This is a genomic window from Plantactinospora sp. KBS50, assembly GCF_002285795.1.
Lineage (GTDB): Bacteria > Actinomycetota > Actinomycetes > Mycobacteriales > Micromonosporaceae > KBS50.
The window spans coordinates 2,734,100-2,760,847 of record NZ_CP022961.1 but is presented as its reverse complement, the minus strand read 5'-3'; the positions used below and the strand labels follow the sequence as shown (position 1 = coordinate 2,760,847).

Below are 26,748 nucleotides of genomic sequence, written 5' to 3'. Positions count from 1 at the left end.
CTACACGAAGGCGTCGACCCGGTGGAAGTCCGGCTGGCCCGGCAGCAGTTCGTCGGCCAGCACCAGATACTGCCCCCACGCCCACTCCCAGACCTCTTTCCCGTCTCGCCAGCATCCCTGGGCCTCCTCGATGGACGGATCCTCGTCGCGGGCGGCCTTGAGCCGAGCCACCGTGTCGGCCGCGCGCAGCCCGTCGGCGCCGAGGCGCGCGGCGATGAACTCGCGGGCGCGCACGGCCCAGTCGGACAGCAGCCGCATGTGCTCGCCGTCCGCGAGTTCCGCCGCGGTCAACCGGAACGAGAGGCTGTCCTTGAACGCCTCCTCGGCGTAGCGGCTGGACTCCTCCACCAGCAGTTGCGGCCGTTCCCGCCAGGGCAGCGCCCAGGGCAGGTGGTCCAGGACGTTGCGGTAGTGCGACAACGCCCGGTGCATGGTGCGCGCCCATTCGGCGGTACGCCGCGGGTGCTCGGCCAGGATCATGACCTCGGCCGGATCGCCGTGCAGGACGCGCAGGCCGCCGCACCAGCCCGGTCCGATCGTCGGTGGCAGCCGGTAGCGGATCGCCCGGTGCTCGGACTCCAGGACCTTCGTGGTGATGGTCAGCAGCCGGCCGCCGGGCGCGGCGGCGGAGCGCTGCGACACCGTGTACGGGTGGCAGTCGATCAGCAGTTCCCACCCGGCCGCGGCCAGTTGCCCGGCCAGGTCCCGCCACCACCGGGACAGCTCCAGCCGCAGGTCGTCGGCGCGGTGCGCGGTGGCGATGAAGTACACGTTGAGGCTGGGACGGCGCCGGTCCCAGTGGCCGGCGACGTAGCTGCCGGTGACGAAGGACACCCCGACCAGGTCGGCCCGCTGCACCGACCTGACCCGCACGGTGGCGCAGACGTGGTCGAGCAGGACGGCGGGGTCGGCCAGGGTCGCTCCGGGGCTCATACGTGCTGGCCCCGGGTGCGGTAGTACGTCCGGGACCGGGCTCGCCGGCGGGCGACGATCTCCTGTGACTCCTCGTACGAGGACCAGCCGTGCGGGTGGTCGCGGCCGATCAGCCGGCGGAACTCCTCCGGCCGCCCGGCCAGGTACTCGTCGGTGAACAGCGCCGCGTAGTTCTCCTGCGGCCGCATGTAGAGCCGGGAGAACAGGGTCGAGAGGGTCAGCCGTACCCCGTCGCGGCTGCGGGGGAACGCGCCGTGCCAGGTGTTGCCGTGGAACACGACGGCCGCGCCGGCCGGGACCTCGATCGGCACCGCCTCCCGGGCGCCCTGCCCCTCGCGCGGCCGGTGGCAGTACCGGTGGCTGCCGGGGACCATGGACAGGCAGCCGTCGTCCACCGTGTAGTCGGTGAGCAGGTAGTTCACGTTCGCGACCTGCGCGTACGGCGGCAACGGGTCGGGGACGTAGGCGGTGTCGGAGTGGATCCCCAGCTCGCACCGGCCGGGGCCCTTCACGTAACCGGTCACGCTGCTGATCAACCGGCCGGCGCCCAGCAGGTAGGTGACCAGCGGCAGCGTGACCGGGTTCAGCAGCAGCCGTTCGAACGCCTCCCCGCCGCGGGCCAGCAGCAGCGGCACCTCCTGGGTCCGGTCGCGGTGGCTGCTCCCCAGCGCCGTGTCCACGGCGACGCCCTCGTCCTTTGCGGCCAGCCGCAGCAGTTCGGCGCGCAGCACCGACACCTCCGGCCCGCTCAACGCGCCCGGCAGCACCACGAACCCGTTGACCTCCAGCTCGGCCACCTGCCCGGTCAACCCCGAGTCGGTGATCATGCGCCAGAGGTCGGGAATTCCGTCCGACACCCGCGGATAGCCCGGGTTCGGCGGGACCTCGGCGACCGCGCCGGCCTCCGGCACCCCGCCGGCCTCCGGCACCGCGTCGGCCTCCGGCACCGCGTCGCCGGGGTTCGGCGTCGCGTCGCCGGGGTCCGGCGCGAGCCTGCCTGGTCGCATCAGTCGACCTCCACGTCTGTCATCGGTCGGTACCGGGTCGGCGCCGGCCGGACCGGACCCGGCGGCGGGCCACCGGACCAGTCGGATCGGTCCGGCCGCCACGTGTCGGGCAGCCGGCGGGACCGCGAGCACCAGGCGACGGCGTCGACCAGCCGGTCCTGGGCCACCATGACCCGCCCGGCCAGGCCGACGCCGGTGCGGCCGGCGCGGTAGCGGGACAGGGCCGACTGCAACTCGGCCACCTCGGCCGGCCGCAGACCGCGCAAGGCGGCCCAGCCGCGCCGGGTACGCACCTTCTGCCGCAGCCACTGCCGGTAGGACGCCGGTGGGCGGACCTGGACGCCGGCATCGGGACGGTACGCGAAGCGCGCTCCCCGGTCCCGGGCGGACAGTCCGATCGAGGCGTCGTCCAGCAGCGGCACCGCCGGTTCCTGGCCGGGAAAGAACTCCCGGCGCAGCCCGTACAGCGCGCCGGGCAGCGCCCAGCGCAGATCGGGGCGGTGGGTCCGCAGGTCGTGCCAGTACCCGAGGGTGATCGACATCCACTGGCGGAGCATCCGGCCGACCGCGCGCCCCGCGTCGGCGCCGCGGTCGAGGAGGATCCGGCCGGCCGCCACGTCGGCGCCGGCCCGCAGCGCCCCGTCGATGGCGGCGAACGCGTCGGGGCACGGCTGGACATCGGCGTCGACGAAGATGAGCCGGCCGCCGCCGGAGTGCTCGACCCCGGTCCGCAGGGCCGCGAACTTGCCCACGGTGTCGGTGCTCAGCCAGCGCAGCCGGGGGTCCCGCACCGGCAGGTCGTGATGGAACGTGGTGTATCCGGGGACCACCACCACGACCTCGAACGTCGCGCCGGACCGGGTGGCCGCCGCCAGGATCCGCGGCAGCGTGCGCGGCAGCGTCAACTCCTCGTCGCGCGCCGGCACGATCACACTCAGCTCGACCATCGTCCACGCGATCGTCGATCGACCGGCACGGTCATGCTCCGGGCTCACCGCCGGGACCGGTCGGCGCGGACGCGCCGATCACCGACCGGCGCATCTTTCCCTCCTCGGTGCGCGGGATGGCGGTGGTGAACCGGACCAGGGTCGGCACCTCGTGCGCGGCCAGGCTGCCGCGGCACAGGTCCAGCACGTCGTCCTCGCCGAGGTCGGCGCCGGGCAGCAACTGCACCAGGGCGTACAGCACGGTGGCGCCGTCCTCGGCGGCCGTGCCCGCCACCGCGACGTCCGCGACGGCCGGATGCCGGCCGATGACCTCCTCGACCACGGAGGGCAGCACCCGGTGTCCGTCGATGTCCAGCACGTCGGACATCCGGTCGGCGATGAAGAGGTAGCCGTCCTCGTCGAGCCAGCCGAGGTCGGCCACGCTGACATGGCCCGGAACGGTCGCCGCCGTGCGCAGCGCGCGGTCGCCGACGTAGCCGTGCGCCCGCCCGTACGTCTGCGGGAAGTAGACCTCGCCGATGGTGCCCGGCGGCACGTCGCGGCCCTCGGCGTCCAGCACCCGCGCGCCGGCCGGCTGGCCGACGGTGCCCGGTCTGCGGAGCCAGTCCACGCCGCTGACGATCACCGGCTGGGATGATCCGCCCAGCTCCGAGCTGTAGTAGATCTCGAACAGCCGGTCCGCGCCGACGAGGTCGATCCAGCCCTGCTTCACCCAGCGCGGGCAGGGCGCCGCGCCGTGGGTCACCCGGGTCAGGCCGGCGAACGGTTCCGGGTCCAGGCCCGGCATGGTGAGGACCTGCATCATGTGCAGCGGGGTGATGCCCAGCGAGTAGACGTCGTGCCGCCGCAGCAGTTGGCAGAGCAGCTCCGGGTCGAACCTGCTCATCGTGATCACCGTGGAGCCGGTGAGCAGCACGTGCAGCGACGGGGCGAAGTTGCCGGTGTGGAAGAGATTTCCGCAGATCAGGCGGGTCGCCGAGCCGGGGGTCCGGGTGTGCGTACCGCTGCGCAGGCCGGACTTGCTGTACGGGGTCTCGCTCCGGCCGGTGAACCGCAACTGGTAGGGCATCACCTTCGGCAGCCCGGTGGCGCCGCCGGAGGTGAGGAACAGGTAGGGCGTCTCGTCGGCACCCGCCGCCGGGTCCCCCGGGGACGGTGCCGGCGGATCCGCCGGGGTCAGGTCCGCCGGGGCCGGGGTCGGCGGATCCGCCGGCACCGGCGCGTTTGCCGGCGCCGGGCCGGGTACGAAGGTCGGGGTGCGCCCGGCGCCGACGACGAAGGTGTCGTACCGCGGGTGGGGCGCGGAGTCCACGAACACCGGCCGGCCGAGTTCGGCCGCCACCAGGGCCGCCAACTGGTCGCGTTCCGTGCCGCCCAGCCCGGGGCTGAGCAGCAGCACCGGCACCCGTGCCCGCCAGGCGCCGAACACCAGGCTCAGATACGAGATGTGGTTGCGGATCGCCACCACCAGCACCTCACCCGGTCCGAGCCCCGAGTCGGCGAACAGGGCGGCCAGCGCGATGCTGTCGTCTCTCAGCTCGGCGAAGGTCTGCTGGTCACAGGTCCCGTCCGGCCCGGCGACCACGAAGGCGAGTCGCTCCGGCGCGTTCTCCGCGAACTCCGAAATCCGCTCGTGCAACGCCGCGGCCGGCAGCGGACCGTACAACAGGGACCCCCAAATCGAGCCGAACAGCCATCTTGACTGTCCACATGCTCCGGTGAGGCTATGTCATCCGCCACGCGTGCCGCCAGGGCCGGAACCGCCGATCCAGCGATGACCGGCAAGCGCATTGCCCCGCTGCGTCATGTGTGCTTAGAGGCACCGGCAATAGGGGGTGGAGGCGAGGCGGGTTCTGACCGAGGCCGGCAAGGCGGAGGAGGATGCCATGCCGGTGTTGCACGGCCGACGACGACAACCCCGCCGGGCGAAGCGCCAGGGCGCGCCGCAGCCCGCCAGTCCTATCGCCGGTCCCTCTCAGGTGGCGCGGACGGGGGTGGGCACGCCGTCAACGCCGTGGCCACCGTCATTCCCGCGGTGCGGGTACGGCCGAGGCGTACCGTCAGACCCGCCGGCCAGCTCGCGGTGACGGCGTCCAGGCCGGCGGCGACGATGCCCTCGGCCACCCGGGTACCGACGCAGACGTGCCGGCCCCAGCCGAAGGCCAGGTGCCGTCGTTCGGGGCGGGTCACGTCCAGCAGACCCGGTCGCGGAAACACCGCCGGATCCCGGTTGGCCGCCGGCAGGACCAGCCGCACCCGGGTGCCGGCCGGGATGCACCGGCCGCCCACCTCGACCGGGCCGGCGGTCCGGCGCGGCGCGAAGTGGAAGGGCGTGGCCAGCCGCAGCACCTCGCTGACGAACGCGGTGCGGCGGGCCCGGTACGCCTCGGCCACCGCCGGATCGCCGACCCGGGCGATGCCCTCGGCCAGGGCCGTCCGGCTGGGTTCCAGCGCGCCGGTGAGCAACTGTGTGAACGCCGCCACCAGGTCCTCCCGGGCCGCGCCGTCCGCCGCGGCCACCCGGAAGGTCTCCGCCACCACGCCCCGGCCGCGGTGCAGGTAGTCCTCGACGTAGTAGTCCCGCAGCGCGGTCAGGCCGCCGACCGCCGCGTCCACCACCGCCGGGTCGAATCCGTCCATGCCCAGATAGGCCAGCAGCCGCTCACCCCAGCCGGTCAGCCGGGCCGCGTCGCCGTCCGGCGTACCCAGCATGGCGGTGACGGCCGCGCCGGTGAACGGCACCACGAAGGTGGCGAAGAGGTCGCCACCGGCGGCCCGGGTGGCGGTGGCCCGCCGGGCCGCCGCCGCGAGCCCGTCGGCCAGTTCCCGGTCCCGGCCGGAGCCGGCCAGCGCCCGCCGGAAGGCCAGCCGGAGCCGGTGCTGGGCCGGCTCGTCGGAGAAGACGAACCAGCGGCGCAGGTGCGCCTCCAGCGGCTCGACCGCCGCCCGCTGGTCCGCATCGAGGTGGGCGGTGGCGTGTGCGGAGGACCGGGTCAGCAGGCGACGGTCGGCAAGCGCCGCGCGTACCTGGTCGTAGCGGGCGACGAACCAGGCGCCGGACTCCGGATCGCGGTACGGCCCGTCGTGGTCGAGCAGCCGGCGCAGGGTCGGTTCGAACTCGTTCGCCAGCCCCAGATGCACTCCGCCCACCGGCCGCTCCCCGCACCTCGGTCCTCGTCCGTAGGCTACCGGACCGGGGCGGGACCGCTCCGCGAGCGGCGCCGCGGATAGCAGCGGCGGCCGGGGGTCGGCAAGCGGTCGAACGATCACTTGCCGACCCACGTACGTCGGTGCCCGGCGCGCGGGGCATGCCCTACAGTCCACAAGGGACCGTACGGACGAAAGAGGCCATCGTGAGCACCGCAGCACAGAGTTCGTCGAGCCCGTCCATCCTGCGCAACCCGGTACTGCTGCGCCGGATCGTCGCCTCGACCCGACCGTACCGCGGCCGGATCCTGGTGCTGCTCACGTTCGTCCTGCTCGCCGCGCTGCTGTCGCTGAGCCAGCCGCTGCTGCTGCGCGGGGTGATCGACAAGCTGGCCGCCGGTGCGGGGTTCGAGGCGGTGGCGTGGCCGCTGGCGCTGATCGGCGTGACCGGGCTGCTCGGCGTGGGCGCCGGCTTCGCCGCCTCCCGGATCGCCGACCGGATCGGGCACAGCGTCACCCGGGATCTGCAACGCCGGCTCTTCGACCACCTGGTCGGGCTGCCGCTGCCCTTCTACACCACGGTCCGCCCCGGCATGCTCGTCAGCCGCCTCACCAACGACGTGTACGCCGTGGAACCCCTCTTCACCAGCGTCATCGCCTCCGCGCTGGCCAGCTCGGTGACGCTCGTCGTGGCCGGCGTGGTGCTGGTCGTGGTCGACCCCCGGCTCGCCGTGGTCCTGCTGATCGTGCCGCTGGTGCTCTGGCCGGTACGGCTGGCCGAATCCAAAATCAACACGGTGATCCGCTGGTCCTTCCGGCACAACGCCGAACTCTCCAGCCACGTGGAATCGGTGCTGAACCGCGACGGGGTGCTGCTGGCCCGCCAGGCCGGCGCGCTGGAGGCCGAGCGGACCCGGTTCGCGCAACTGGCGGACAAGGTGCGCGAGGTGGCGCTCCGGCTCGCCTCCTGGAGGGCCGCCGTCGGCTCCAGCTACGACCTGGTCTTCACCATCACCACCACCGCCCTGCTCGCCGGCGGGGCGCTGCTGGTCACCGGCGGCGATGTCTCCCTCGGCACGCTGTTCCTCTTCCTGCTCTACCTCCGGCAGATCCAGGCGCCGGTGAGCACCCTGATCGGCCTGCGCTACCCGGCCTTCCGGGCCGGTGCGGCGTTCACCCGCGTCTTCGACGTCCTCGACTCGCCGCTGCGGCCGCTGGCCGACCCGGCGCCGCCGGCCGCCGCGCCCGATGCCGCGCCGTCCAGTTCGTCCGACGGTACGGCCGACGCCTCGTCCGACGACGCGGCCGACACCGGGGTCGGACCGGTCGTGCTGCGGATGCGCGAGGTCGGCTTCGACCACGTCCCCGCCGACGACGTGTCGATTCCCGGCCTCTCCCACGAGAAGACGGTCTCCGGCCCGGGATGTTCGGCATGAACGTGCTGCCGCACACCCTGCCGGGCGCCCGTCCCGACCTGCCGGAGGGTCACCGCCGGATCCTCGACGGCATCGACCTCACGGTGCACCGGGGCGAGACGGTCGCGATCGTCGGCGAGTCGGGCGCGGGGAAGAGCACGATCGCCATGCTCGCGTCCGGCCTGATCACTCCGACCCGGGGTGAGGTGCTGCTGCGGGGCCGGCCGACCACCACGATGAGAATGACCGAACTGGCCCGCTCGGTCGCCCTGATCACCCAGGAGACATACGTGCGGCACGAGACGATCGTGGAGAATCTCCGCTACGTCGCCGCGGACGCCACCGACGAGGAGATCGTGGCGGCCTGCCGCGCCGCCCAACTGCACGACCTGATCGCGTCGCTGCCCGAGGGCTACCAGACCGTGGTCGGCGAGAAGGGCTACCGCTTCTCCGGCGGCGAACGCCAGCGCCTGTCCATCGCCCGGGCGCTGCTCAAGCGGGCCGACCTGATCATCCTGGACGAGCCGACCTCCCAGCTCGACGCACAGACCGAGGAGCAGCTCAACACCGCGCTCGCCGAACTCTTCGCCGACTCGGCCGTACTGTTGATGGCGCATCGGCTGCGCACGGTCCGCACGGCCGACCGGATCCTCGTGCTGTCCGACGGCGTGGTGCGGGAGAGCGGTACCCACGAGGAACTGCTCGCCGTCGCCGGCGGACGGTACGCGGCGCTCTACCGGATGCAGGACGACGCGCTGGCGTCGTCCCGATCGGCGGCGTCCGCGGACTGACCCCGGCCCACCGGACGGCGCGGTCGCGGCGCGGTCGCGGCACGGTCGCTCAGGCGCCGCCCAGGGTCCGTTCGCCGAGCGCGTCGAAGAGCGCGATGGTCTGCTCGAAGGCGTGCGCGGTCTCGGCGGCGATCCGGCGCTGCTCCCCGACCTCCCACGGCGCGGCGTCCAGCATCGAGATGTAGTGCCGGCGGAATCCCTCGGCGTCGGCGATCTCCGGGAAGTCGTAGAACTCGATGCCGGGGCCGACCAGGCCCTGATGCTCGGCCATCTTGTTCCGGAAGACCTGGCCGCCCGCGAGGTCGCCCACGTACCGCACGTGGTGCTGCGCGACGTACCCGCCGGGCCAGTCGGCCGCCAGCTTCCGGATCCAGGCGCAGTGCTGCTCGGTCGCCTCGTACGGCGCGACCCGCTCGGCCCAGTCGGGTCCGTGGTAGTGGGCCAGGTCGCGCCGGATCGGCGCGAGCCGCTCCAGCTCGGGAAAGAGGAACGGCGCCGCGATCGGATCGGTGCGTACCTGGTCGGCCGTCTCCTCGAAGGCGCGGAAGATGAAGTACCGCTGGGTGACGAACTCCTGGAAGGCCGCCACCGGCAGGTCGCCGGCGAGCAGCGTCCGCAGGAACCGCCCGCGCCCGGATCGTCGGTGCACGTCGGCCAGCGCCTCGTGGATCATCGCGGACAGCGGTGGGTTCGTCGGTGTCGTCACAGGGCTGGTCGATCCTTCCGCTGACGTGCTGCGGCCCACATCATAGATCCATTCTGGTTCGCAGGACATCCGTGTCCGCCATGACCTGAAGCGATCGCGCGCTGCCTTCTGTCGGCTCCACCGCCCGATCAGCACGGGCGTGGCGCGACCGCTGGCGAGTCGGCCCACGCGGCTCCCAGTGGGAACACCGGCCAGCCGGCCGTCAGCAGCTCGCCGAACTGGTCCGCCATCGCGGTCAGTTGTGCCCGGGCCTCGGCCGCGATCGTCGCCACGCCGTCGGCACCGACGGTCACCACCTGGTCGAGCAGGAACCGGCCCGGGGCGACGTGGGCGGCGCCCATCGCGTGCAGAACGGGACGCAGGGCGTAGTCGATGGCCAGGACATGAGCGGACGATCCACCGGTGGCCAGCGGCAGCACCGGCTTACCGACCAGGGCATGCTGCGGAAGCAGGTCCAGCAGACACTTCAGGACACCCGAGTAGGCGGCCTTGTACACCGGGGTGCCGACCACCAGCCCGTCGGCCCGGGCCACCAGGTCGCGTACCCGGGCCAGCGCGGGGTGCGACCCGTCGCCGGCCATCAGCGCCTCGGCCGGCAGCGCACTGACGGCGAACGCGGTCACCTCGTGCCCTCGGTCGCGGAGTCGGCTGTCGAGGTGACCGAGCAGCCGGGCGGTGCGGGACGTCGGTGACGGCGAGCCGCACACGGACAGGACGGTGGCCAACGGATCCCCCTCGGTTCAGATCGGGCGACCGCATCGGGGCCGCGTTGCGACGATGTCCTCGCACAGCCGGCGGCCCACCGCCTGCGGCTGGTCGAGAAGGTGGAAGTGGCCGCCCGGCCAGACGTGGAAGGCGGGCGGGCTCATCCGCGGAACTCCAGCGCGGTGACGCCCCAGCTGAACCCCATCCCGCTGCTGGCCAACAGGACGAGATCGCCCTTGGCCAGCCGGTCCGCGGCGAGCAGGTCGTCGAGGGCCAGCAGGGTGTCGGCGCCGCCCATGTGCCCGTACCGGTGATAGTTGAACACGCTGCGTTCGGCCGGCAGCGCGAGGGCGTCGAGCAGCCGCTGGTGCACGTTGCGGTCGCTGTGGTTGACCAGGAGGAACCGCACGTCGCCGAGCCCGACGCCGAGACGTTCGAGTGTCGCGGAGAGCACGGCGAGGTAGTTGGTCAGGTAGGCGTCCGACAGTCCGGGACGGCGTCCCCGGCGGCGCATCAGGACCTGGAAGTCGTCGAGCTCTCCCTGGTAGTAGTCGGACCAGGAGGGGTCGGTCAGCAACTCACCGTGCCGGTAGCCGAATCGTTCGCCATCCGCCCCGAGCAGTACCGCGGCCGGTGCGTCCCCGAAGTTGAACAGGTGCCGCGAGTCCGGGTCGGCGTAGTCCACCAGCTGGCTCAGCCGGTCGCCCAACAGCACCAGAACGTGGCGTGCCGCCCCCGCGTCGATCTCGCGCATGCCGACCCGGTACGCCAGGGCGGACGCGTTGCAGAAGTTGGTCACCTCGAAGCAGTGCGCGCCGGTGACGCCCAGTTCGGCGGCGACCTTGGCGGCGGGTGACCAGAACGGCACGTCCCACTCGCCGGAGCCGGCGTACACCACCCGATCGATCGCCGCGGGCCCGATCCCGGTGCGATCCAGCAGGGCGCGGGCCGCCTCGGTGGCCAGCGACCAGGCGTACTCGCCGGGGCCCAACGCGGGCCATTCGGCGCAGTGGGTGATCTTCAGGATGTCCGGTTCGGCCAGCCCCGACCGCCGGCTCATCTCGGCCGTCCGGGCCCGCCCGTCCGGCAGCCGGATCTCGAAGTCGACGATGCCGGCCATCTCAGCGGACCCGGTCCGACAGCACCGCGAGCCGGTCCAGCCCGGCCAGAACGGTCGCCGTGGGCAGCCCGAAGTCGATCAGACAGGCCACCTCGTCCACTCCGACGGCGGCGAACCGCTCGACCATTCCCGTGGCCTTGTCCACCGAGCCGAGCAGGCCGCCGTCGTGGAAGTAACGCTGGAACGATCGGGCCACCAGGAACTCCCGGTCCTCCTCAGACAGTCGATCCGGGTCCATCGGGCGGGCCCCGTCCAGCCGCGCGCCCAGCAGCAGCTGCAACGAGCTGCGCAGGTACGCGCTCAGCGGCTGCCGGACGAGGTCCTCGGCCGCGTCCTCGTCCTCGTTCAGGTACGTATGCACCATCAGCACCACGTGGCCTGGCCAGGAGTCGGCACCGGGTCGCGCGGCCACCGCCGTCCGGTATGCCTTGATCTTCACCGCGAGCTCGTCCAGCTCCTGCCCGAGCAGGTGGGTCAGCAGACCGGCGCCGCAGCGCCCGGCGTTGCGGAATGTTTCGATCCCGCCAGCGCTGGTCACCCAGATCGGCAACTCGGGCTGCACCGGCGGTGGGTAGACGCCGACCCGGCTGAGGCCGCCGGCCCCGTCGACCACCTCGATCTGCTCGCCCCGCCACAACCGCCGGACCTGGTCGATCTGGTCGAACAGGATGGTGCGTCGGTCCCGGTAGGAGTCGGGTCGCAGCGCGAAGTCGACCGCGTGCCAACCGGAGGCGAACGAAACCCCGGCCCGGCCGTCGGAAAGGTTGTCCACCATCGACCACTCCTCGGCGATCCGCAGCGGGCTGTGCAGCGGGGCGACCACGCTGCCGGCTCGGATCTGGATCCGCTCGGTGATGGTGGCGATCGCGGCCGAGGTGACGGCTGGGTTCGGGTAAAGGCCACCGAACGGGTGAAAGTGCCGCTCCGGTGTCCACACCGCGGCCAGACCGTTCCGATCCGCGAAGGTGGCGCCGTCGATCAGCAGCCGGTATCGGCCGACGGTCTCGGCCTCACTGTCATTGGCGAAGTAGAACAGGCTGAAGTCCATCTCAGCTCCTCGATCGGGCCGGCGCCCCGGCCAGCATGAGCTCGCGGATCCGGCCACGGTCGGCCTTGCCGTTCGGGTTGAGCGGGATGGCGTCCAGCCGGACGAGTCGGCGCGGCACCATGTGCACCGGTACCCGCTGCCGCAGCCAGCGACCCAGCTGTCTGGTCGAGACGTCCCGTCCCGTGAAGCAGCCGGCCAACTCCAGCTCGCCGCCGTACTCAACCGCGATCACGATGGCCTGGCTGACGTCCGGATGGCCGCGCAGGGCGTGTTCCACCTCGCCCAGTTCGACCCGGTAGCCACGGACCTTCACCTGGTTGTCGAGCCGCCCGAGGTGTACCAACTCACCGTGTTCGACCCGGACCCGGTCGCCCGTACGGTAGTAGTCGGACGTGGCGGGCGGCCCGTCGCCGTCCCGCACGAACCGGCCCGGGTTGTCGCTCGGATCGAGGTAACCGCCGAAGCGCTGAACCCCGCGCACGCACAGCTCCCCCTCGTCCACCTCCGTCCCGGCAGCCACCCCGTCGGACGCGTCCAGCAGCACCCAGTCCAGGAGCGGGTACATCCGGCCGATCGGCACGGTGCCGTTCGAGGTGGTGGGCCAGGACCCGGGCCGCTCGGGCAGCCGGTACTCGCTGCACGCCACGGTGAGTTCGGTGGGTCCGTACACGTTGTCGATGTGCCCACCGCCGGTGGCCGCCCGCCAGGCCGCGGCCTGGTCGAGGGTGAACGGCTCGCCGATGAACGTGCTCTGCCGCAGCGACGGAGCGTACCCCGGGCCCAGCCTGCCCATCTCGGTTGCGACGGACACCACCGACGGCACGGAGAACCAGTGCGTGATCGCCGTGCGCCGGACGTGGTCGACCGGGCTGAGCAGGTCACCCGGGCCGGGCACCACCAGGGTGGCGCCGCCACCCCACGTGACGAACAGATCGAACACCGACGGATCGAAGGTCAGGTCGAAGGTGTGCGACATCCGGCACCCCGGGCCGACCTCGTACCGAGCCACGTTGTGCGCCACATAGGCGTCGGCGCTGCGGTGGCTGATCGGCACGCCCTTGGGCCGGCCCGTCGAGCCCGAGGTGAACAGCACGTAGGCCGGGTCGTCGAGGTTGCCCCGGTACGGCGGCAGCGGCGCCGGCCCCGCCGGGTCGGTCAGCTCGGCGACGGCGACCGTGACCGTGCTGCCGTCCCGCGGGCCGAGTTCACCGGCCTGGCCGACGTCCTCGTCCGCGAGCAGCACGTCCGCCTCCGCCAGGTCGACCACGGCCCGGTTGCGCAGCACCGGATAACCCGGGTTGACCGGGGTGACGGCCGCGCCGAGTCGCAGCGCCGCCAGGTAGCCGGCGCAGGCCACCGGACCGCGGCCGGCCAGCAGGGCGACCCGGGCGGGCGCCGCGCCGTGCCGACGCAGGATGCGTGCCGCCAGGGACTCGGCCGCGCGGTGCAGTTGCCCGTAGCTGAGTGTCGCGCCGCCCCCCTCGACCGCGATCAGCTCCGGCTGGCGCAGTGCCGTCCCGACGAACCACTGGTACAGCGTGCGCCCGGTCACGGGGTCGCCCCGCTCACCACCGGCCCGCCGAGCCCGGGAGCCTCGACCGTCATGGTGGTCGGGGCCGGCTGCGGGGCCGGACGGATGTGCAGCACCTCGATGCCGTCACGGCCGGCGATCCCGATCGCCCGGACGCAGGCGCAGTCCTCGTCGGTCAGCCCGGCGAAGCGGTAGGCGACCTCCATCATCCGGTTACGATCGGTCCGCCGGAAGTCCGCCGCCAGGTGCGCCCCGGCCCGCGCCGACCGGTCGATCAGCCAGCGCAACAGGGTGGCGCCGGCGCCCAGCGAGACCACCCGGCACGAGGTGGCCAGCAGCTTGAGATGCCACACCTCGCGGTGGCGGTGCAACAGAACCACGCCGATCGCCCCGTGTGAACCGAACCGGTCGCTCATGGAGATCACGAAGACCTCGTGCCCCGGATCGTCCAGGAACCCGCGCAGCGTCTCGGCGGAGTAGTGCACCCCGGTGGCGTTCATCTGGCTGGTACGCAGGGTGAGTTCCTCCACCCGGGCCAGTTGGTCCTCGGTCGCCTGCACGATGGACATCCGGATGTCGAGTGTTCGCAGGAAGTCCTCGTCCGTGCCGGCGAACGTCTCCCGAGCGCGCTCGCGGTGGAACCCGGCCTGGTACATCGCCCGCCGACGGCGGGAGTCGACCGTGATGGTCGGCTGGAACTCCGGGCGGTCCGGCAGGCCGGGCGCGTCGGCCGCCGGATAGCAACGCACGTCGGGCAGGTGGAAGGCCACCTCGGCCCGCTCGTTGGGCAGGTCGTCGACGAACGCGACGGTGTCGTACGCGAAATTGAGCCGGTCCGCGATCACCCGCACCGCAGTGGACTTGGGTCCCCAGCTGATCTGGGGCAGGACCAGGTATTCGCCCAGACCCAGCCGCTCCAGCGCAGCCCACGCCGGTTCGTGGTCGTTCTTGCTGGCCACCGACTGAAGGATGCCGCGGGCATCCAGGGTCTCAACCACCGAACGGATCCGTTCGACGAGGACCACCTCAGGGTCCTCGACCAGGGTTCCCTGCCACAGAGTGTTGTCGAGGTCCCAGACGACGCACTTGACGGTCTTCAGATCTCCCACAGCGTCACCGCCCAGGCCGCAACCGGACTGTTGTTGAGGACAATGACCAGATCTCCCTCGGTGAGTTCCGTGGTGGCGGTGAGCCGGGACAGGTTGAGCACGACGTCCATCGCGCCGAGGTGGCCGTAGGCGCGCAGATGGGCGGCGCAGATCGGGTGAATCGGCAGGCCGAGCAGCGCCTCGTAGAACTGGTAGGCGCCCACGGTCACGTTCTGCATCAGCACGGTGCGGACCTCGTCCCGGGTCACCCCGGCGTCGGCGAGCACGTCGTCCACCAGCCGGACGAACCGCGTCCGGCTCTGCATGGCCAGCTCGAAGCGGTACCGGTCGGGCGAGGTGCACACCTCGCGCCACTCGTACCAGGGGACCCGCCGGTAGTCGACGGTGAACAGGTCGTGAAAGGCGCCGTCGGACTCGATTCGATGCGCCCGCAGCACGGGCCGGCCACCGGGAACGATGCTCATCGCGTACCCGCCGTCGCCGATGATCGTTACCGGAAAGCGCACCCGGTCCAGTCCGGTCGGACGGCTGCCGTGCGCGATGATCACACCCCGCCGGGACGGGTCGGCCAGCAGCAGATCCCGGGCCAGTCCCCAGGCCGCGCTGGAGCCGCTACAACCCAGCCCGTCCAGGGTGAACGCGGTGCCGGGCAACTTGGCCTCGGCCTGCACCCGGGTCGCGTCGGAGCCCAGCAGCACATCGGGCGCCCGCGGACCGACCAGGATCAGGACGTCGGCGTCGACCGGGTGATCGGCGAGCAGTTCCCGGCACGCCTCGGCCGCGAGGTCGCCGGCGCTGTGGTCCTCGAACAGCCCAACGGTCTCGATGCCGCTGGTGGTGACGAATTCGACCTGCTCGTGCCCGAGGTTCGCAAGTTCGGGCAACTCGCAGGTCTTCTGGCGGACGCCGGGCAGGGTGCAGTGCACGGCGCCGATCCCAACCGGCTCGGCGGTCATGAGAAAGCCCTCCTGGTCATGCCCTGGTGGCCCGTACCGTCCCGGTCGTGGTCGCCCCGCACCACCCGATGCGCGACGCGGCCGGTCACGACCAGACCGCCAGGGCTCGCTCGGCCAGCAGCAGCCGGCTGATCTCGCTGCTGCCCTCGATGATCTCCATGAGCTTGGCGTCGCGGTACGCGCGGGCCACCGGATGCCCGTCCTGCGCCCCGCGGGCGCCCAGCACCTGCACCGCCAGCCGGGCGCCGTCGGTGGCGCCGGTCGCGGCGACCTGTTTGGCCAGCACCGCGGCCATCGCCAGGTCGCTCGACCGTTCGTCCCAGCAGCGGCTGGCCTCGCGGCAGGCCAGCATGGCGGCGTGTTCGGCCAGCACCAGGTCCGCGAGGTGACCGGCCACCAGCTGGTGGCGGTGCAGCGGCCGGCCGAACTGCTCGCGCTCCCCGCAGTGCGCGACGGTCGCGGCCAGGCAGGCCCGGAGAATGCCGACGCAGCCCCACGCCACCGAGATGCGCCCGTAGGTCAGCGCGGTCGTGACGAGCCAGTCCATCGGCAGCCCGGCCCCGCCGAGCACCGCGTCCGCCGGCAGGCGTACCCCGTCCAACCGGACGTCGGCGTGCCCAGCGGCGCGGCAGCCCAGCGGCTCGCTGACCCTGGTCACCGTCACGCCGGGGGCGGTCCGCGGGACCATCACCGCCGCGAAGCCATCCCCGTAGCGGGCGAAGGTGAGGATCTTACCGGCGTACATGGCACCGGTGATCCACACCTTCTCCGCGTTCACCACCACGGTGTCGCCGGCCGGGGTGATCCGGGCGGACATCGCCGACAGGTCGCTGCCGGCGCCGGCCTCGCTGAACGCCACACAGGCCAGCACCCCGCAGGTCAGCTCGGACAGCAGGGCCCGCTGCTGCTCGGGGCGGCCGAACCGCTGCACCGTCCAGGCTGCCATTCCGTGCGAGGTCATCAGGCTGCGCAGCGACGAGCAGAGCCGGCCCGCGTGGGCGGTCAGCTCGCCGTTCTCCCCGCTGGTCAGACCAAGCCCACCGAACTCGGCCGGGAGTTGGGCGCAGAGCACGCCTCCGGCCGCCAGCTGCGTCACGATCTCGACCGGCACCCGCCCGGCCCGGTCCCATTCCCCGGCGGAGTCGCCGACCAGTCGGGTCATCAGGTCGACGGCCGCCCCCCACGGCTCAGCCATCGGCCGCCGCCAGCCGTTGCACCAGCGCCGTCATGGCGAGCACGGTCCGGAAGTTGTCCAGGGTCAGGTCGGCCCCGCCGACCGTGATGCCGAACGTACCTTCCAGGTGCACCAGCAGCTCCAGCGCGAACAACGAGCTGACCAGGCCGGATTTGAACAGGTCGAGATCCGGTTCGACCGCCGTACGGGTACGACTGCGCAGGAATTCGACGAGGTTCGCCCGGATCTGCTCGGCGGTACCCGGTCCGGTCGACGTGGGCTTCATCGCTTTCCTCCGTATTCGAAGAAGCCCCGGCCGGTCTTGCGGCCCAGGTCTCCCACGGCGACCTTCGATCGCAGCAACCGGCAGGGCTCGTAGCCGGCGTCTCCGGTGCGTTCCCAGAGCACCACCAGCGAGTCGGCCACGTTGTCCAGGCCGATGAGGTCGGCGGTGGCCAGCGGACCGGTGCTGTGGCCGAGGCAGCCGCGGAACAGCTCGTCGACCGCCTCCGGGCTGGCGATGCCCTCCTCCACGATCCGGGCCGACTCGTTGATCATGCGTTGCAGGATCCGGTTGATCACGAATCCAGGCCCGTCGCCGACCACCACTGCGCGTCGCCCGAGCCGGTCAAGCAGCGCGGACGCGTCGGCCAGCGCGTCGGCATCACTGCGCGGCCCGCGGATCAGCTCGACCGTCTCGATCAGGTACGGCGGGTTCATGAAGTGGATGCCGACCAGCCGGGCCGGCTCAGTCACCCAGCCGGCCTGCTCGTCGATCGGGATGGCCGAGGTGTTCGAGATGAGCAGCGTGCCCGGTGCGACCGCGGCGCAGACCTCGGCCAGCACCTTCGCCTTGAGGTCGGCCCTCTCGGTGACCGCCTCGACCACCGCCGTGCAGCCGGCGAGGTCGGCCATGTCGGTGGTGGTGGTCAGCTCGCCGGGCTCCCCGCCGCGGGGCAGCCGACCCATCAGCTGACCCATCCGCAGATGCCCGCGCACCGCCGCCCGGGCCGTGTCCAGCACGCCGTCGCAGACGTCGAGCAGCACCACCGGCAGGCCGTTGCCGACCGCCAGCGCGGCGACGGCGCTGCCCATCGTGCCGGCGCCCAGGACTCCCAGCCGTTCCTCAACCGTTGCCATAACCACTCCTCGCCAGTTCGGTCCCGGAGGCCGCGCCCGCGGCCAGGTCCGGCAGCAGCCGCGCGATCTCGTCCACCCGGCCGGCCAGGTGGGTCAGCCCGGCACGTAGTTGCTCGGCGGTGATCGCCGGAGAGAGCCGCCGCCGGCGCAGCCATGACTGCCAACCCCGGGCCTGGACTCCGTCCTCGGCCAGCTCGTGACCCTCCAACTCGTAGAGCGCGGTCGCGCCGAGCACCGCGCTGCCGGTGGCCAGCGCGCGGTCGGCGATCAGCGCCTGCCACTCGCGCAGCGGGACCGCCCGGGTCGGCAGCCCGGCCTCAGCGAGCAGCTCGAACAGTTGGCGCATGCTCAGCGACCGCTCGTCGACGAGGTGGTAGACGCGCGCCACCGACGCGGGGCTGACGGCCAGCTCGACCACCGCCCGGGAGAGCACGTCCACCGGCGACATCGGCATCGCCCGGTCGTCCTCCGGATGCGCCCCCACCGCCAGCCCGCTGGCCAGGGAGTGCCAGATGAGATCCTTGTCGTTGCAGGCGCCGCTGCGGCTCGATGCCATGATCATCCCCGGCCGGAAGACCCGGACCCGCATGCCGTCCTGTTCGGCGCGTTCCAGCAGCCGCTCGCTGGCCCACTTGCTGGCCCCGTAGCCGCCGAGTTGCGGGTCCAGCGCCTGGTCGCGAGTCTCCAGGTGGCGCCCGTCCGCGCCGACCGCGGGAGCGGTCGCCGCCACCGTGGAGATGAAGCTGATGTCCCGGATGCCGTGTCCGCGCATCCACACCAGCAGCTCGACCAGGGGTAGCACGTTGTCGTGCCGGATCTCCCGGTAGGGCTCGGTGAACACGACCTTCGCCCCGCAGTGCAGCACATGGCCGACCCGGGTGGCCAGTTCGCCGGAGCGGTAGGACGCGCACACCGCACCGATCCCGCGCAGGTCTCCGGGTACCGGGTGGACCCGATCGGGGTCCGGCGCGGGCAGGCCGAACTTCTCGGCCGTGGCCCGTAGCCGTTCCATCGCGGTGGCCTCGTCCGCCGCGCGGACCAGGCAGTACACCCGGCCCGTGGTGACGGCGAGCAGATCCTGCAACAGAAACGCACCGAGGTATCCGGTCGCGCCGGTCAGCAGCACGTCCCGGCCCGCGGCCTCCGCGGCGGCCAGTTCGCCCAACGGCAGCTGCAGGTCCAGGTCGACCAGGGCACCGTCGCCGTCCAGCGCCGGGTCGACCGCGCCGGCGTACGCGCTGTCCCGCAGGCCGCGCACGATCGCCGCGACCCGCCGGACGGTGGCCCGACTGCCGCCGGCGCGATGGATGTTGACCAGCACGCCGTGTCTGCGCTGCACCTCGAGGACCATCTGGACGGACAACAGCGAGGTGCCCCGAGCCGGCCGAACTCGTCCTCCGGGCCGATGCCGTCGACGCCGAACAGGCCCCGCCAGACGTCGAGCAGGTCGGCTTCGATCCCGTCGGCACCGGTCGCCACGCCGTTGGTCGCCGCACCGTTGGTCGCCGCGCCGTTGGTCGGGGCGGACGCAACCGGAATGTCGGCCTCGGTGTCGTAGCGGTCCAGCGCCCAGAACCGGTTCCGGGAAAAGGGGTAGGTCGGCAGGGTGATCCGCCGGCCGGCCGTCGTGGTCGCGGCGAAGTCGACCCGGACGCCGGCCGACCACAGCACGACGAGCGCGGCGTCGACGAGGTCGTCCACCTCGTCGGGGGTCGCCCCGACTGGCACGACCAGGGTGTTGGCCCCGGCCGGGGAAACGGCGGGGGAAACGTGCAGGACCACGGTGTCGGCCGGCACCGAGGCCGGGATCCCACGGACCGCCCGGGTGCGCTCGGGCAGTGCGGCCAGCAGCCGCCGGGCCAGCTCCGCCGACCGGGCCGTGGCCGGCTCCGGCAGCACCAGGAGCGCCCGCTGCGGCGTGGTGCGGGTGGTTCGCACGGCGGGCGGGCGCGGCAACCGCAGGGCCGCGGCGAGCTTGTCGGCCGGCGCGGTCACCACCCGGCGCTCGTCGAACGTGGCCCGCCCCACCCGCAGCGTGTACGCCAGATCGGCGGCCGGATGCTCGCCCCGCTCGACGACCTCGGCCATCCGTACCGAGAGGGCGTCGAGTTCGGCCCGGTTGCGCGCGGAGAGGACCAGCCGGACGACCGGGCGCTGCGGAGCCGGCGCCCGGGTGGGCTCCGGCGGCGGCGCCAGTACGGCCGCCGCGTTGGTGCCGCCCACCCCCATCGAGTTGACCAGCACGTGCCGGTCCGGGTCGGTCACCGCCGCGGGCTCGGTGACGACGTAGAACGGGCTCTCGGCCAGCAGCCCGGGGTCGCGCGGACGCTCGAACATCGGATGCGCCGGCAGGCGACCGGTCCGGGCAACGTGCATCGCCTTGATGAAGCCGGCGATGCCGGCCGCCGGCCCGGTGTGGCCGATGTTGGTCATCACGGAGCCGAGCCCGCAGAAGCCGCTCCTGTCGGTGCCCCGGCGCAGGGCCCCGGTCAGGCCGAGCAGCTCGATGTGGTCGCCAACCGCGGTCGCCGTGCCGTGCGCCTCGGCGTAGCGCAGCTGTTCGCCCGGTACGCCGGCCACGCGAAGGGCGGTCGCGACGACCTCTGCCACACCGGACGGGCTGGGCGCGACGAACCCCATCCGGTCGGATCCGTCGTTGCCCACGGCGCTGCCGCGCAGCACCGCAAGGATGTCGTCCCCGTCGGCGAGCGCGTCGGCCAACCTGCGCAGGGCCACCACCCCACCCCGGAGCTGTACGTGGTGCCGGTGGACCGGGCGTCGAAGGACCGGCAGTAGCCGTCCTCCGAGAGCACCCCGCCCGGCTGGTACAGGTAGCCCCGCAGCGGTTCCAGCACGGTGGCGCCGCCGGCCAGGGCCAGGTCACACTCGCCCGCCAGCAGACTCGACCGCGCGTAGTGCACGGCGTAGAGCGACGACGAGCAGCCGGTCTGCAGGGCCAGGGCGGGACCGCGCAGTCCGAGCTTGTACGCCACCCGGGAGGGCATGAAATCGGCCTGACCCCCCACGGTCAGGTCGAGGTCGTCGTACGCCGCCCGCAACCCGACCGCACGGGCCCGGCCGGCGAGCAGGACGGCCGAGTAGGCGCCGGCCGCGCTGCCGGCGAACACCGACACCACCGGGCCATCCGGCCGGGGCGGATGACCCGCCGCCTCGAGCGCCTCCCAGGCAGCCTCCAGGAAGATCCGCTGCTGGGGGTCGATGCTCTCGGCCTCGGCCGGCCGGTAGCCGAAGAAGTCCGCGGCGAACTCCGCCACCCCGGGCAGCACCGTGCCGAGGCCGACGAATCCGGGCTGGTGGAGTTGCTCGGGGTGAGCCCGGAACCGGCCAGCGCCCGCGGATCCAGGTCACGCATGGAGACGACGCCGACGTCGATGTTGCGCCAGAACTGGGCCGGGGTCCACGCGTCGGGAAAACGCAGCCCGACACCGACGACCGCTATGTCGGTGCCGGCGCTCACTCGCTCGCCCCAGCGGTCGCGACCGGCTCCTCGTCGAGGACGGTGCCGGCGAGCAGGTCCTCGGCCGGCTCGTCGTCGGCCAGCAGGGCCGCCTGGCGGCGTACCGTGCCGTGCTCGAACAGGTCGGAGACCCGGAGCATCCGGGTGGTCAGCGGTTCCAGCTGTTCCCAGAGCATGATCAGCAGCAGCGAGCTGCCGCCAGCCTCCAGGAAGTTGACGTCGACCGGCACCTGGCCGGGCGAATCCAGGTCGAGCACGTCCGCCCAGGCTCGCCGGACACTCTCGATGAGCCCGGCCTGGCTTCGGTCCTCGGCCGCGGCGGTGGTGGACATGGCAGTCTCCTCCAGGGGATGGGCATCCGGGTCGGCCGCGAGGTCACGGGCCGCCGTGACGAGATCGTCGAGCAGCATCGCGGCGGTGGCCGGCTCGAACAGGCCGACCGCGTAGGTCATTGCCACCTCGATGTCGTCGCCGAGATCGGTGGCCACCAGCTCCAGTTCGTACTTGAGGTGCAGTGGGTCGAGGTCGAGGTAGCGGGCGGTCGTCCCGGCCGGCGACGCGGGTTGGTCGCGTCCCTCCTCGACGCTGAGGTACACCGGAGTCAGCGCCGGCCGACTGAGGTCACGCCCGGGATGCAGCGCGGCGGCGACCTCGTCGAACGGGACGTCGGCCTGGCGGTAGGCGGCCAGACAGTTCTCCCGGACCCGGGCCAGCAGCGCCCGCCAGCTACCGGCCGCCGCCAGATCCACTCGCAGGACCAGCGTGTTGACGAACATCCCGATCGCCATGGCGGTGGGTCCGTCGTCCCGGCCGGCCCACGGGAAGGCGAACAGGAAGTCGCGCTGGGCGCCTCGGCGTGCCAGCGCGACCGCCAGCAGGGCGGCCGCGGTCATGAAAGTGGTGCAGCCGAGTGGCCGGACGGCATGGCGGACCGCCGTGGTGAGGCCGGGGCCGAGCCGCGCGGTACGGACGCCGGCCGTGGTGCTCTGCAACTCCCCCGAGGTCGATCGTGTGGCAGGTCGATGTCGATCGGCGCCCCGCGGAGCCGCTCCAACACCGGGTCGAGCCCGGCCGCACCGGCCGGCGGGGCGACGGCGGGAACCGGCGCGGCCGCCGGCTGCGTCGCCGGGGCCACACCGGTCATCTCGTCGTAGGTCGAGGCGATCTCCGCCAGCAGCAGCCGCCGGGACCAGCCGTCGGCCACGATGTGGTGCATCACCAGTACGAGCAGGGTCCGGGCATCGGTGCGGGCGAGCACCTCGGCCCGAGCCGGCGCGTCGGTGGCCAGGTCAAAGGCCGACCAGCACGCCCGCGCCAGGTGCTCGCGCAGCTCGGCCCGGCTCCACGCGGCGCCGTCCAGGGATTCGGCGGTGGCGGCGGGACGGTCGGTCCGGCAACAGACCTGCCGGCGACGGCGGTCGAGCAGGAACCGGGACCGCAGCGCGGGATGTCGGGCCAGGACCCGGTCGACCGCCCGGACCAGCACGACGCGATCGACGGGACCCCGGTATTCCACGACCGACGGGAGCAGGTAGGCCCGGCGCAGCGCGTCGATCCGGTCGATGGTCCACAATCGCTGCTGCACCGCGGTGGCCGGGGCCAGCGAATCGGCGTCGTCCGGTTCGTCTGCGCCGGGCACCGCCGGCACCCCACCGGCCGTGGTCGACCCGGCCGGAGCGAGCAGCCGGGCCAGCCCCGCGACGGTCGGCTCGGCCAGGAAGGCACGTGGCGGGATGACAACGCCGTACACCCGTTGCGCCTGGGCAAGCATCATCACGGCCAGCAACGAGTGGCCGCCGAGGACGAAGAAGTCGTCACCCGGCCGTAGCTGCCCGGGCGGCGGCGGGGTCAGCCACGGGCTCTCCGCCAGCGTGGTGCTGAACAACTCGGCGGCGGCCCGCGTGTCGGGTCCGGCCGGCCCGACCCCGCCGGCGGTCACCGCCGGGTTGGTCTCGCGCGCGTCGGCAGCCGGGACCGGAACCGTCCGTGGCCCGCCGGGCAAGTCGGCGATCCTGGTGTCCGGCGCCGCCACCGCCGCCGTGAGCAACCGGCCAAAGCCCTCGCCCAGGGCGACGACCGCCGCCGCCGGGTACCGATCGGTGTCGAACTCGATGGTCAGCGTGCTGCCGCCGGGTCCGTCGTCGACCACGAGCAGCAGGTCGAACTTCGCCGTACCGGTGCCGAGCACCACCGGCGGCGACCAGCCCTCGACGTCCGGCACGACGGTGTTCTGCAACACGAACCCGATATCGGCCAGTGGCCTCCGGCCGCTGCCCCGCGACGCCGCGACCGCCCGCGTCAGCTGGTCGTAGGGCAGACGCTGGTGGCCGAGCGCCGCGTACGCGTCGATCCTGACCTGGCCGCAGAGTTCCCGGAAGGTCTGTCCCTGCGACACCGCACAGCGCACCGGCACAGTGTTGACGAAGAAGCCCACCAGGCGCTCGTGCTCGACGGCCAGACGGTTGGCGGTCATCACGGCGAGCAGGAACTCGTCGCGCCCGGACCAGCCGTGGATCAGGGCCTGGACGGCGGCGGTCAGCACCACGAACGGGGTCACCCGCAACGTCCGGGCCAGTTCGGGCACTCCGACCGGTACCGGGAAGGCCAGCTGCGCGCCGGCTCGGCTGCCGTCCGGGGCGGGCGCGACCGGCCGCGCGCCGGCCAGCCTCAGCCCGGCGCGGACCGGGGCCAGCTCGGCCGCCCTGCGCCGGATCAGCTCGTGGACCTGCGGATCGGCGGCATCGGCTCGGGCGGCCACGGCCACGTCGACGTACTGGGCGGGCAGCGGCGGTGGCACGAACGGCGTCCCGCCGCAGGCCGCCCGATAGGCGCCAGCCAGGTCCTCCAGCAGCGGGGCGAGCGACCAGCCGTCGACCGCGATGTGGTGCAACAGCAGCAGAAAGGCGTCTCCGCCGGGGATGCCCTGCCAGATCACGGCACGCAGCACCGGCCCCGTACCCAGGTCGAAGGGTTCACGGGCGAGTTCCTCGGCTGCCGCCCGGACCCGACCGACGGGGTCGGGATGGGCGCCCAGATCCACCCGGCGTACCGGTACCGCGGTTACCTCCCGCACCACCTGCTCCGGGCCGCGCTCACCGAGACGGTACGTGGTACGCAAGATCTCGTGACGCGCGACGAGTCGGCCCAGGGCTCGGGCGAACGCCTCCGGATCCAGGTGCTGTGCGGTCCGTACGAGGAGCGGAACGTTGTAGGTCGCGTTGCCCGGTGACGCGGCGTCAACGAACCAGACCCGCTCCTGAGCTGGGGAGAGCCGGGCCACGCGGAGTTCCCCCAACGCCCCGCCGGAGCCCTCGGCGGCGAGTGCGGTCGGACCTGAGGTCATGCGTCATCTCCGAAGGTGTCGACGGGTGGGCCTCAGCGGGCCGGGCTGGCCGCTTCCAGCCGCGCGGCGAGACCGGCCAGGGTGTCGGTCAGCAGAACGTCGGCCGGCTCGACCCGGCAGCCCAGGTTCTGCCTGATCCGCGCGGCCACCTGCATGGCCAGGATCGAGTTGCCGCCCAGCTCGACGAAGTTGTCCTCGGGCGCCACTCGCGGCACGGCCAGCACGTCACGCCAGATCGCGGCAACAGCGGTGCCGACGGGCGCCCCCACGTCGCCGGCGTCCCCGGGTCCGGCGGGCTCGCCGGCGGAGGTCGGCGCAGCGTCGAGCAGGCTCAGGAGCGCGGCCCGGTCGGTCTTGCCGGTCGGCCCGATGGGCAGCCGGTCCAGGGCTATCCAGCGGGCCGGCAGCATGTAGGCCGGCAGTCGGTCGCGCAGCCGGCGGCCCAGCTCACGAGCCAGTTCACCGGAGGGCGGCCCGCCCGCGGCCGGCGGCAGGACGAACCCGATCAACGTCGCCGCCGGGCCGTCGCCGATCTTCTCCACGAACGCGGCGTCGCAGAGCCCGGTGGCCACCGTCGCCCGTTCGATCTCGTCCAACTCGATCCGGAAACCGCGCAGCTTCACCTGCCGGTCGCGCCGGCCGGCGACTTCGTACGCGCCCGAGGGAAGTTGCCGGGCCAGGTCACCCGTGCGGTAGACGAACCCCCGGGTGTCGGGAAGCCGGACGAACCGCCGCGCGGTCAACTCGGGATGATGCAGATAGCCGAGCGCGACACCCGGGCCGCCCACGCACAGTTCGCCGAACGTCCCGGTGGGTACCGGTTCGTTCCGCTCGTTCAGGACGTGAAGTGTGGTCTCCTGCAACGGAAAACCGATCGGGACGCGGTCCATCCCGGCCAGGCTCTCCCTGGTGCAGTCGAAGTAGGCCGCGAAGGTCGTCGTCTCCGTCGGGCCGTAGCCGTTCACCAGCCGTCCCGGCGGCTCGGCGGCCAGGACCCGCCGCACCGCCCGGATGTCCAGCTGTTCCCCGCCGACCACCAGGGTTCGCAGCGCCCGGAACGCGTCGGGCCGTTCCCGGGCCACCGTGTGGAACAGCGACGTCGTCAGGAACAGGCAGTCCAGGCGCTCGTCGCGGATCAGTGTTATCCAGTCCGCCAGCGGCAACTCGGCCAGGGACGGCAGCACGACGACGGTCGCGCCCGCGGTCAGCGTGTTCCACAGTTCGAACGTGGTGGCGTCGAACGCCGGGTTGGCCCCGTTGCCGACCCGGTAGCCCGGCTCGACCGTGCAGAACAGCGGTGCGACGGCGAGCCGGCGCACGGCCCGGTGCGGCACCACGACTCCCTTGGGCCGCCCGGTCGACCCCGAGGTGAACGCCACGTAGGCCGGATCGTCGGGCGTCTGGCCGGCGACCTCGGTCGTGCCCCCACCAAGTTCGTCCAGGTTCAGCACACGCAGGCCAGGGGGCAGGCCGAGGCTGCCGCCCGACCGGGACCGGACGACGACGCCGGCCCCGGCGTCCTGCAGGATGCCCGCCAGGCGGGTCGGCGGGGCCATCGAGTCCAGCGGCAGGTAGGCGGCACCGGCCCGGAGGACTCCCAGGAGTGTGACGACCAGGCCGACCGAACGGTCCTGGGCCACGGCCACCACGTCGGTGCGCCGCACGCCGACCTCGACCAGGGCGGCGGCCAGCCCGCCAGCCCGATCCCACAGCTCACCGTAGTTGAGCTGTTCACCGCTCAGGGGATCGCGCACCGCAATCGACGTCGGCCGGCGGTCTACCCAGTTCGCAACGAACTCATGAATTAGCGACGCCCGTGACATGGACCGGCTTCCCCCGAATCGAATCGTTCATCTGCGCGAATGACAATTTCGCACGATCTCTTTGGACTGCCATCCACTTCCGGGCGGCATAAGCAATCCACCGCGGCGACACAAGAAATCGTCAGCAGCGTCGTCGGGCATTCGCAGGTGCAGCGTGTACAGCAACGGGCACCTGACTTGGGCAATGCGGACGTAAGGTACAGCGAAAGACATGACATGGCGTAACTTGTCCTCCAGGATCACCAACAGGAAGACAAACGGAACCTAACATCCTGGTTCCGTCAATCGCAAGACCGATTTGCGTCCACCAATCTAATGATCCACCAGGGAGAGATCGCCGGACGAGACCGCGAGGTACATCGAATGCGTTGGGTT

General features: G+C 72.6%; 21 protein-coding genes and 2 pseudogenes. 2 read left to right on the top strand and 21 right to left on the bottom strand.

Translation table 11 applies throughout. The annotated features are described in order from the left end of the window. The 5 genes from CIK06_RS29310 to CIK06_RS12190 all read right to left on the bottom strand — a co-directional run bounded on the left by CIK06_RS29310 (position 1) and on the right by CIK06_RS12190 (position 6,037). Positions 1 to 933: a hypothetical protein gene (locus tag CIK06_RS29310; protein ID WP_157756723.1), complete on the bottom strand. Its 933-nt coding sequence runs from the start codon at positions 931 to 933 to the stop codon at positions 1 to 3. Beyond that, positions 930 to 1,940, bottom strand: a complete 1,011-nt coding sequence (locus CIK06_RS12205; RefSeq protein WP_095564926.1) for a phytanoyl-CoA dioxygenase family protein — start codon at positions 1,938 to 1,940, stop codon at positions 930 to 932. The genes CIK06_RS29310 and CIK06_RS12205 overlap by 4 nt, the downstream gene beginning before the upstream one ends. Beyond that, positions 1,940 to 2,887 (bottom strand): glycosyltransferase family 2 protein, encoded by a 948-nt coding sequence (locus tag CIK06_RS12200; protein ID WP_095564925.1) that lies wholly within the window; start codon positions 2,885 to 2,887, stop codon positions 1,940 to 1,942. Before CIK06_RS12200 ends, CIK06_RS12205 begins: the two co-directional genes overlap by 1 nt. Positions 2,888 to 2,918: 31 nt before the next feature. Then, on the bottom strand, positions 2,919 to 4,553 hold the full coding sequence (locus tag CIK06_RS12195) for a class I adenylate-forming enzyme family protein (protein ID WP_095564924.1): 1,635 nt from the start codon (positions 4,551 to 4,553) through the stop codon (positions 2,919 to 2,921). Between the two features lie 293 nt (positions 4,554 to 4,846). Beyond that, positions 4,847 to 6,037, bottom strand: a complete 1,191-nt coding sequence (locus CIK06_RS12190) for a cytochrome P450 (RefSeq protein WP_157756722.1) — start codon at positions 6,035 to 6,037, stop codon at positions 4,847 to 4,849. 203 nt (positions 6,038 to 6,240) lie between these two features. On the opposite strand from CIK06_RS12190, the gene CIK06_RS12185 reads away from it, so the two are divergent. Both CIK06_RS12185 and CIK06_RS12180 read left to right on the top strand, forming a co-directional pair. Continuing rightward, entirely contained in the window at positions 6,241 to 7,470 is a 1,230-nt protein-coding gene (locus CIK06_RS12185; protein ID WP_157756721.1) for an ABC transporter transmembrane domain-containing protein, read from the top strand. After that, a complete protein-coding gene (locus CIK06_RS12180; protein ID WP_157756720.1) occupies positions 7,467 to 8,240 on the top strand; it encodes an ABC transporter ATP-binding protein in 774 nt (257 codons plus the stop codon). The genes CIK06_RS12185 and CIK06_RS12180 overlap by 4 nt, the downstream gene beginning before the upstream one ends. Before the next feature lie 49 nt (positions 8,241 to 8,289). Here the strand turns inward: CIK06_RS12180 and CIK06_RS12175 are convergent, their stop codons facing one another. The 16 genes and pseudogenes from CIK06_RS12175 to CIK06_RS12110 form a co-directional block, all read right to left on the bottom strand. Beyond that, complete coding sequence (locus CIK06_RS12175) at positions 8,290 to 8,946, bottom strand: heme oxygenase (biliverdin-producing) (protein WP_157756719.1); 657 nt, start codon at positions 8,944 to 8,946, stop codon at positions 8,290 to 8,292. 128 nt (positions 8,947 to 9,074) lie between these two features. After that, on the bottom strand, positions 9,075 to 9,653 hold the full coding sequence (gene ssuE / locus CIK06_RS12170) for an NADPH-dependent FMN reductase (RefSeq protein ID WP_232534175.1): 579 nt from the start codon (positions 9,651 to 9,653) through the stop codon (positions 9,075 to 9,077). A 158-nt stretch (positions 9,654 to 9,811) separates the two neighbouring features. Further along, positions 9,812 to 10,771 (bottom strand): 3-oxoacyl-ACP synthase III family protein, encoded by a 960-nt coding sequence (locus CIK06_RS12165; protein ID WP_095564918.1) that lies wholly within the window; start codon positions 10,769 to 10,771, stop codon positions 9,812 to 9,814. A 1-nt stretch (position 10,772) separates the two neighbouring features. Beyond that, positions 10,773 to 11,819, bottom strand: a complete 1,047-nt coding sequence (locus CIK06_RS12160; protein ID WP_095564917.1) for a MupA/Atu3671 family FMN-dependent luciferase-like monooxygenase — start codon at positions 11,817 to 11,819, stop codon at positions 10,773 to 10,775. A gap of 1 nt (position 11,820) precedes the next feature. Next, positions 11,821 to 13,371, bottom strand: coding sequence for an AMP-binding protein (locus tag CIK06_RS12155; protein ID WP_095564916.1), 1,551 nt, complete (start codon positions 13,369 to 13,371; stop codon positions 11,821 to 11,823). Then, positions 13,368 to 14,459, bottom strand: a complete 1,092-nt coding sequence (locus CIK06_RS12150) for an HAD family hydrolase (protein ID WP_095564915.1) — start codon at positions 14,457 to 14,459, stop codon at positions 13,368 to 13,370. The genes CIK06_RS12155 and CIK06_RS12150 overlap by 4 nt, the downstream gene beginning before the upstream one ends. Next, positions 14,447 to 15,415 carry a 3-oxoacyl-[acyl-carrier-protein] synthase III C-terminal domain-containing protein gene (locus CIK06_RS12145; RefSeq protein ID WP_095564914.1) on the bottom strand — a complete coding sequence of 323 codons (969 nt, stop codon included), beginning with the start codon at positions 15,413 to 15,415 and terminating at the stop codon, positions 14,447 to 14,449. The genes CIK06_RS12150 and CIK06_RS12145 overlap by 13 nt, the downstream gene beginning before the upstream one ends. Positions 15,416 to 15,500: 85 nt before the next feature. Further along, the gene (locus tag CIK06_RS12140; RefSeq protein ID WP_095564913.1) at positions 15,501 to 16,610 is read right to left on the bottom strand and encodes an acyl-CoA dehydrogenase family protein; all 1,110 of its coding nucleotides are present in this window, start codon (positions 16,608 to 16,610) and stop codon (positions 15,501 to 15,503) included. After that, complete coding sequence (locus CIK06_RS12135) at positions 16,603 to 16,875, bottom strand: phosphopantetheine-binding protein (protein WP_095564912.1); 273 nt, start codon at positions 16,873 to 16,875, stop codon at positions 16,603 to 16,605. The genes CIK06_RS12140 and CIK06_RS12135 overlap by 8 nt, the downstream gene beginning before the upstream one ends. Continuing rightward, complete coding sequence (locus CIK06_RS12130) at positions 16,872 to 17,729, bottom strand: 3-hydroxyacyl-CoA dehydrogenase family protein (RefSeq protein ID WP_095564911.1); 858 nt, start codon at positions 17,727 to 17,729, stop codon at positions 16,872 to 16,874. The genes CIK06_RS12135 and CIK06_RS12130 overlap by 4 nt, the downstream gene beginning before the upstream one ends. After that, complete coding sequence (locus CIK06_RS30915) at positions 17,716 to 18,987, bottom strand: thioester reductase domain-containing protein (RefSeq protein WP_232534174.1); 1,272 nt, start codon at positions 18,985 to 18,987, stop codon at positions 17,716 to 17,718. Before CIK06_RS30915 ends, CIK06_RS12130 begins: the two co-directional genes overlap by 14 nt. Positions 18,988 to 19,862: 875 nt before the next feature. Beyond that, positions 19,863 to 20,369: pseudogene (locus CIK06_RS30910) on the bottom strand (type I polyketide synthase); the annotation flags it as partial. Between the two features lie 158 nt (positions 20,370 to 20,527). Beyond that, positions 20,528 to 21,004: pseudogene (locus CIK06_RS30905) on the bottom strand (beta-ketoacyl synthase N-terminal-like domain-containing protein); the annotation flags it as partial. 199 nt (positions 21,005 to 21,203) lie between these two features. Further along, positions 21,204 to 22,199: a condensation domain-containing protein gene (locus CIK06_RS12120; RefSeq protein WP_095564910.1), complete on the bottom strand. Its 996-nt coding sequence runs from the start codon at positions 22,197 to 22,199 to the stop codon at positions 21,204 to 21,206. After that, positions 22,097 to 24,550 carry a condensation domain-containing protein gene (locus CIK06_RS12115; RefSeq protein WP_095564909.1) on the bottom strand — a complete coding sequence of 818 codons (2,454 nt, stop codon included), beginning with the start codon at positions 24,548 to 24,550 and terminating at the stop codon, positions 22,097 to 22,099. The genes CIK06_RS12120 and CIK06_RS12115 overlap by 103 nt, the downstream gene beginning before the upstream one ends. Before the next feature lie 32 nt (positions 24,551 to 24,582). Beyond that, complete coding sequence (locus CIK06_RS12110; protein ID WP_198348213.1) at positions 24,583 to 26,304, bottom strand: non-ribosomal peptide synthetase; 1,722 nt, start codon at positions 26,302 to 26,304, stop codon at positions 24,583 to 24,585. Positions 26,305 to 26,748 lie beyond the last annotated feature (444 nt).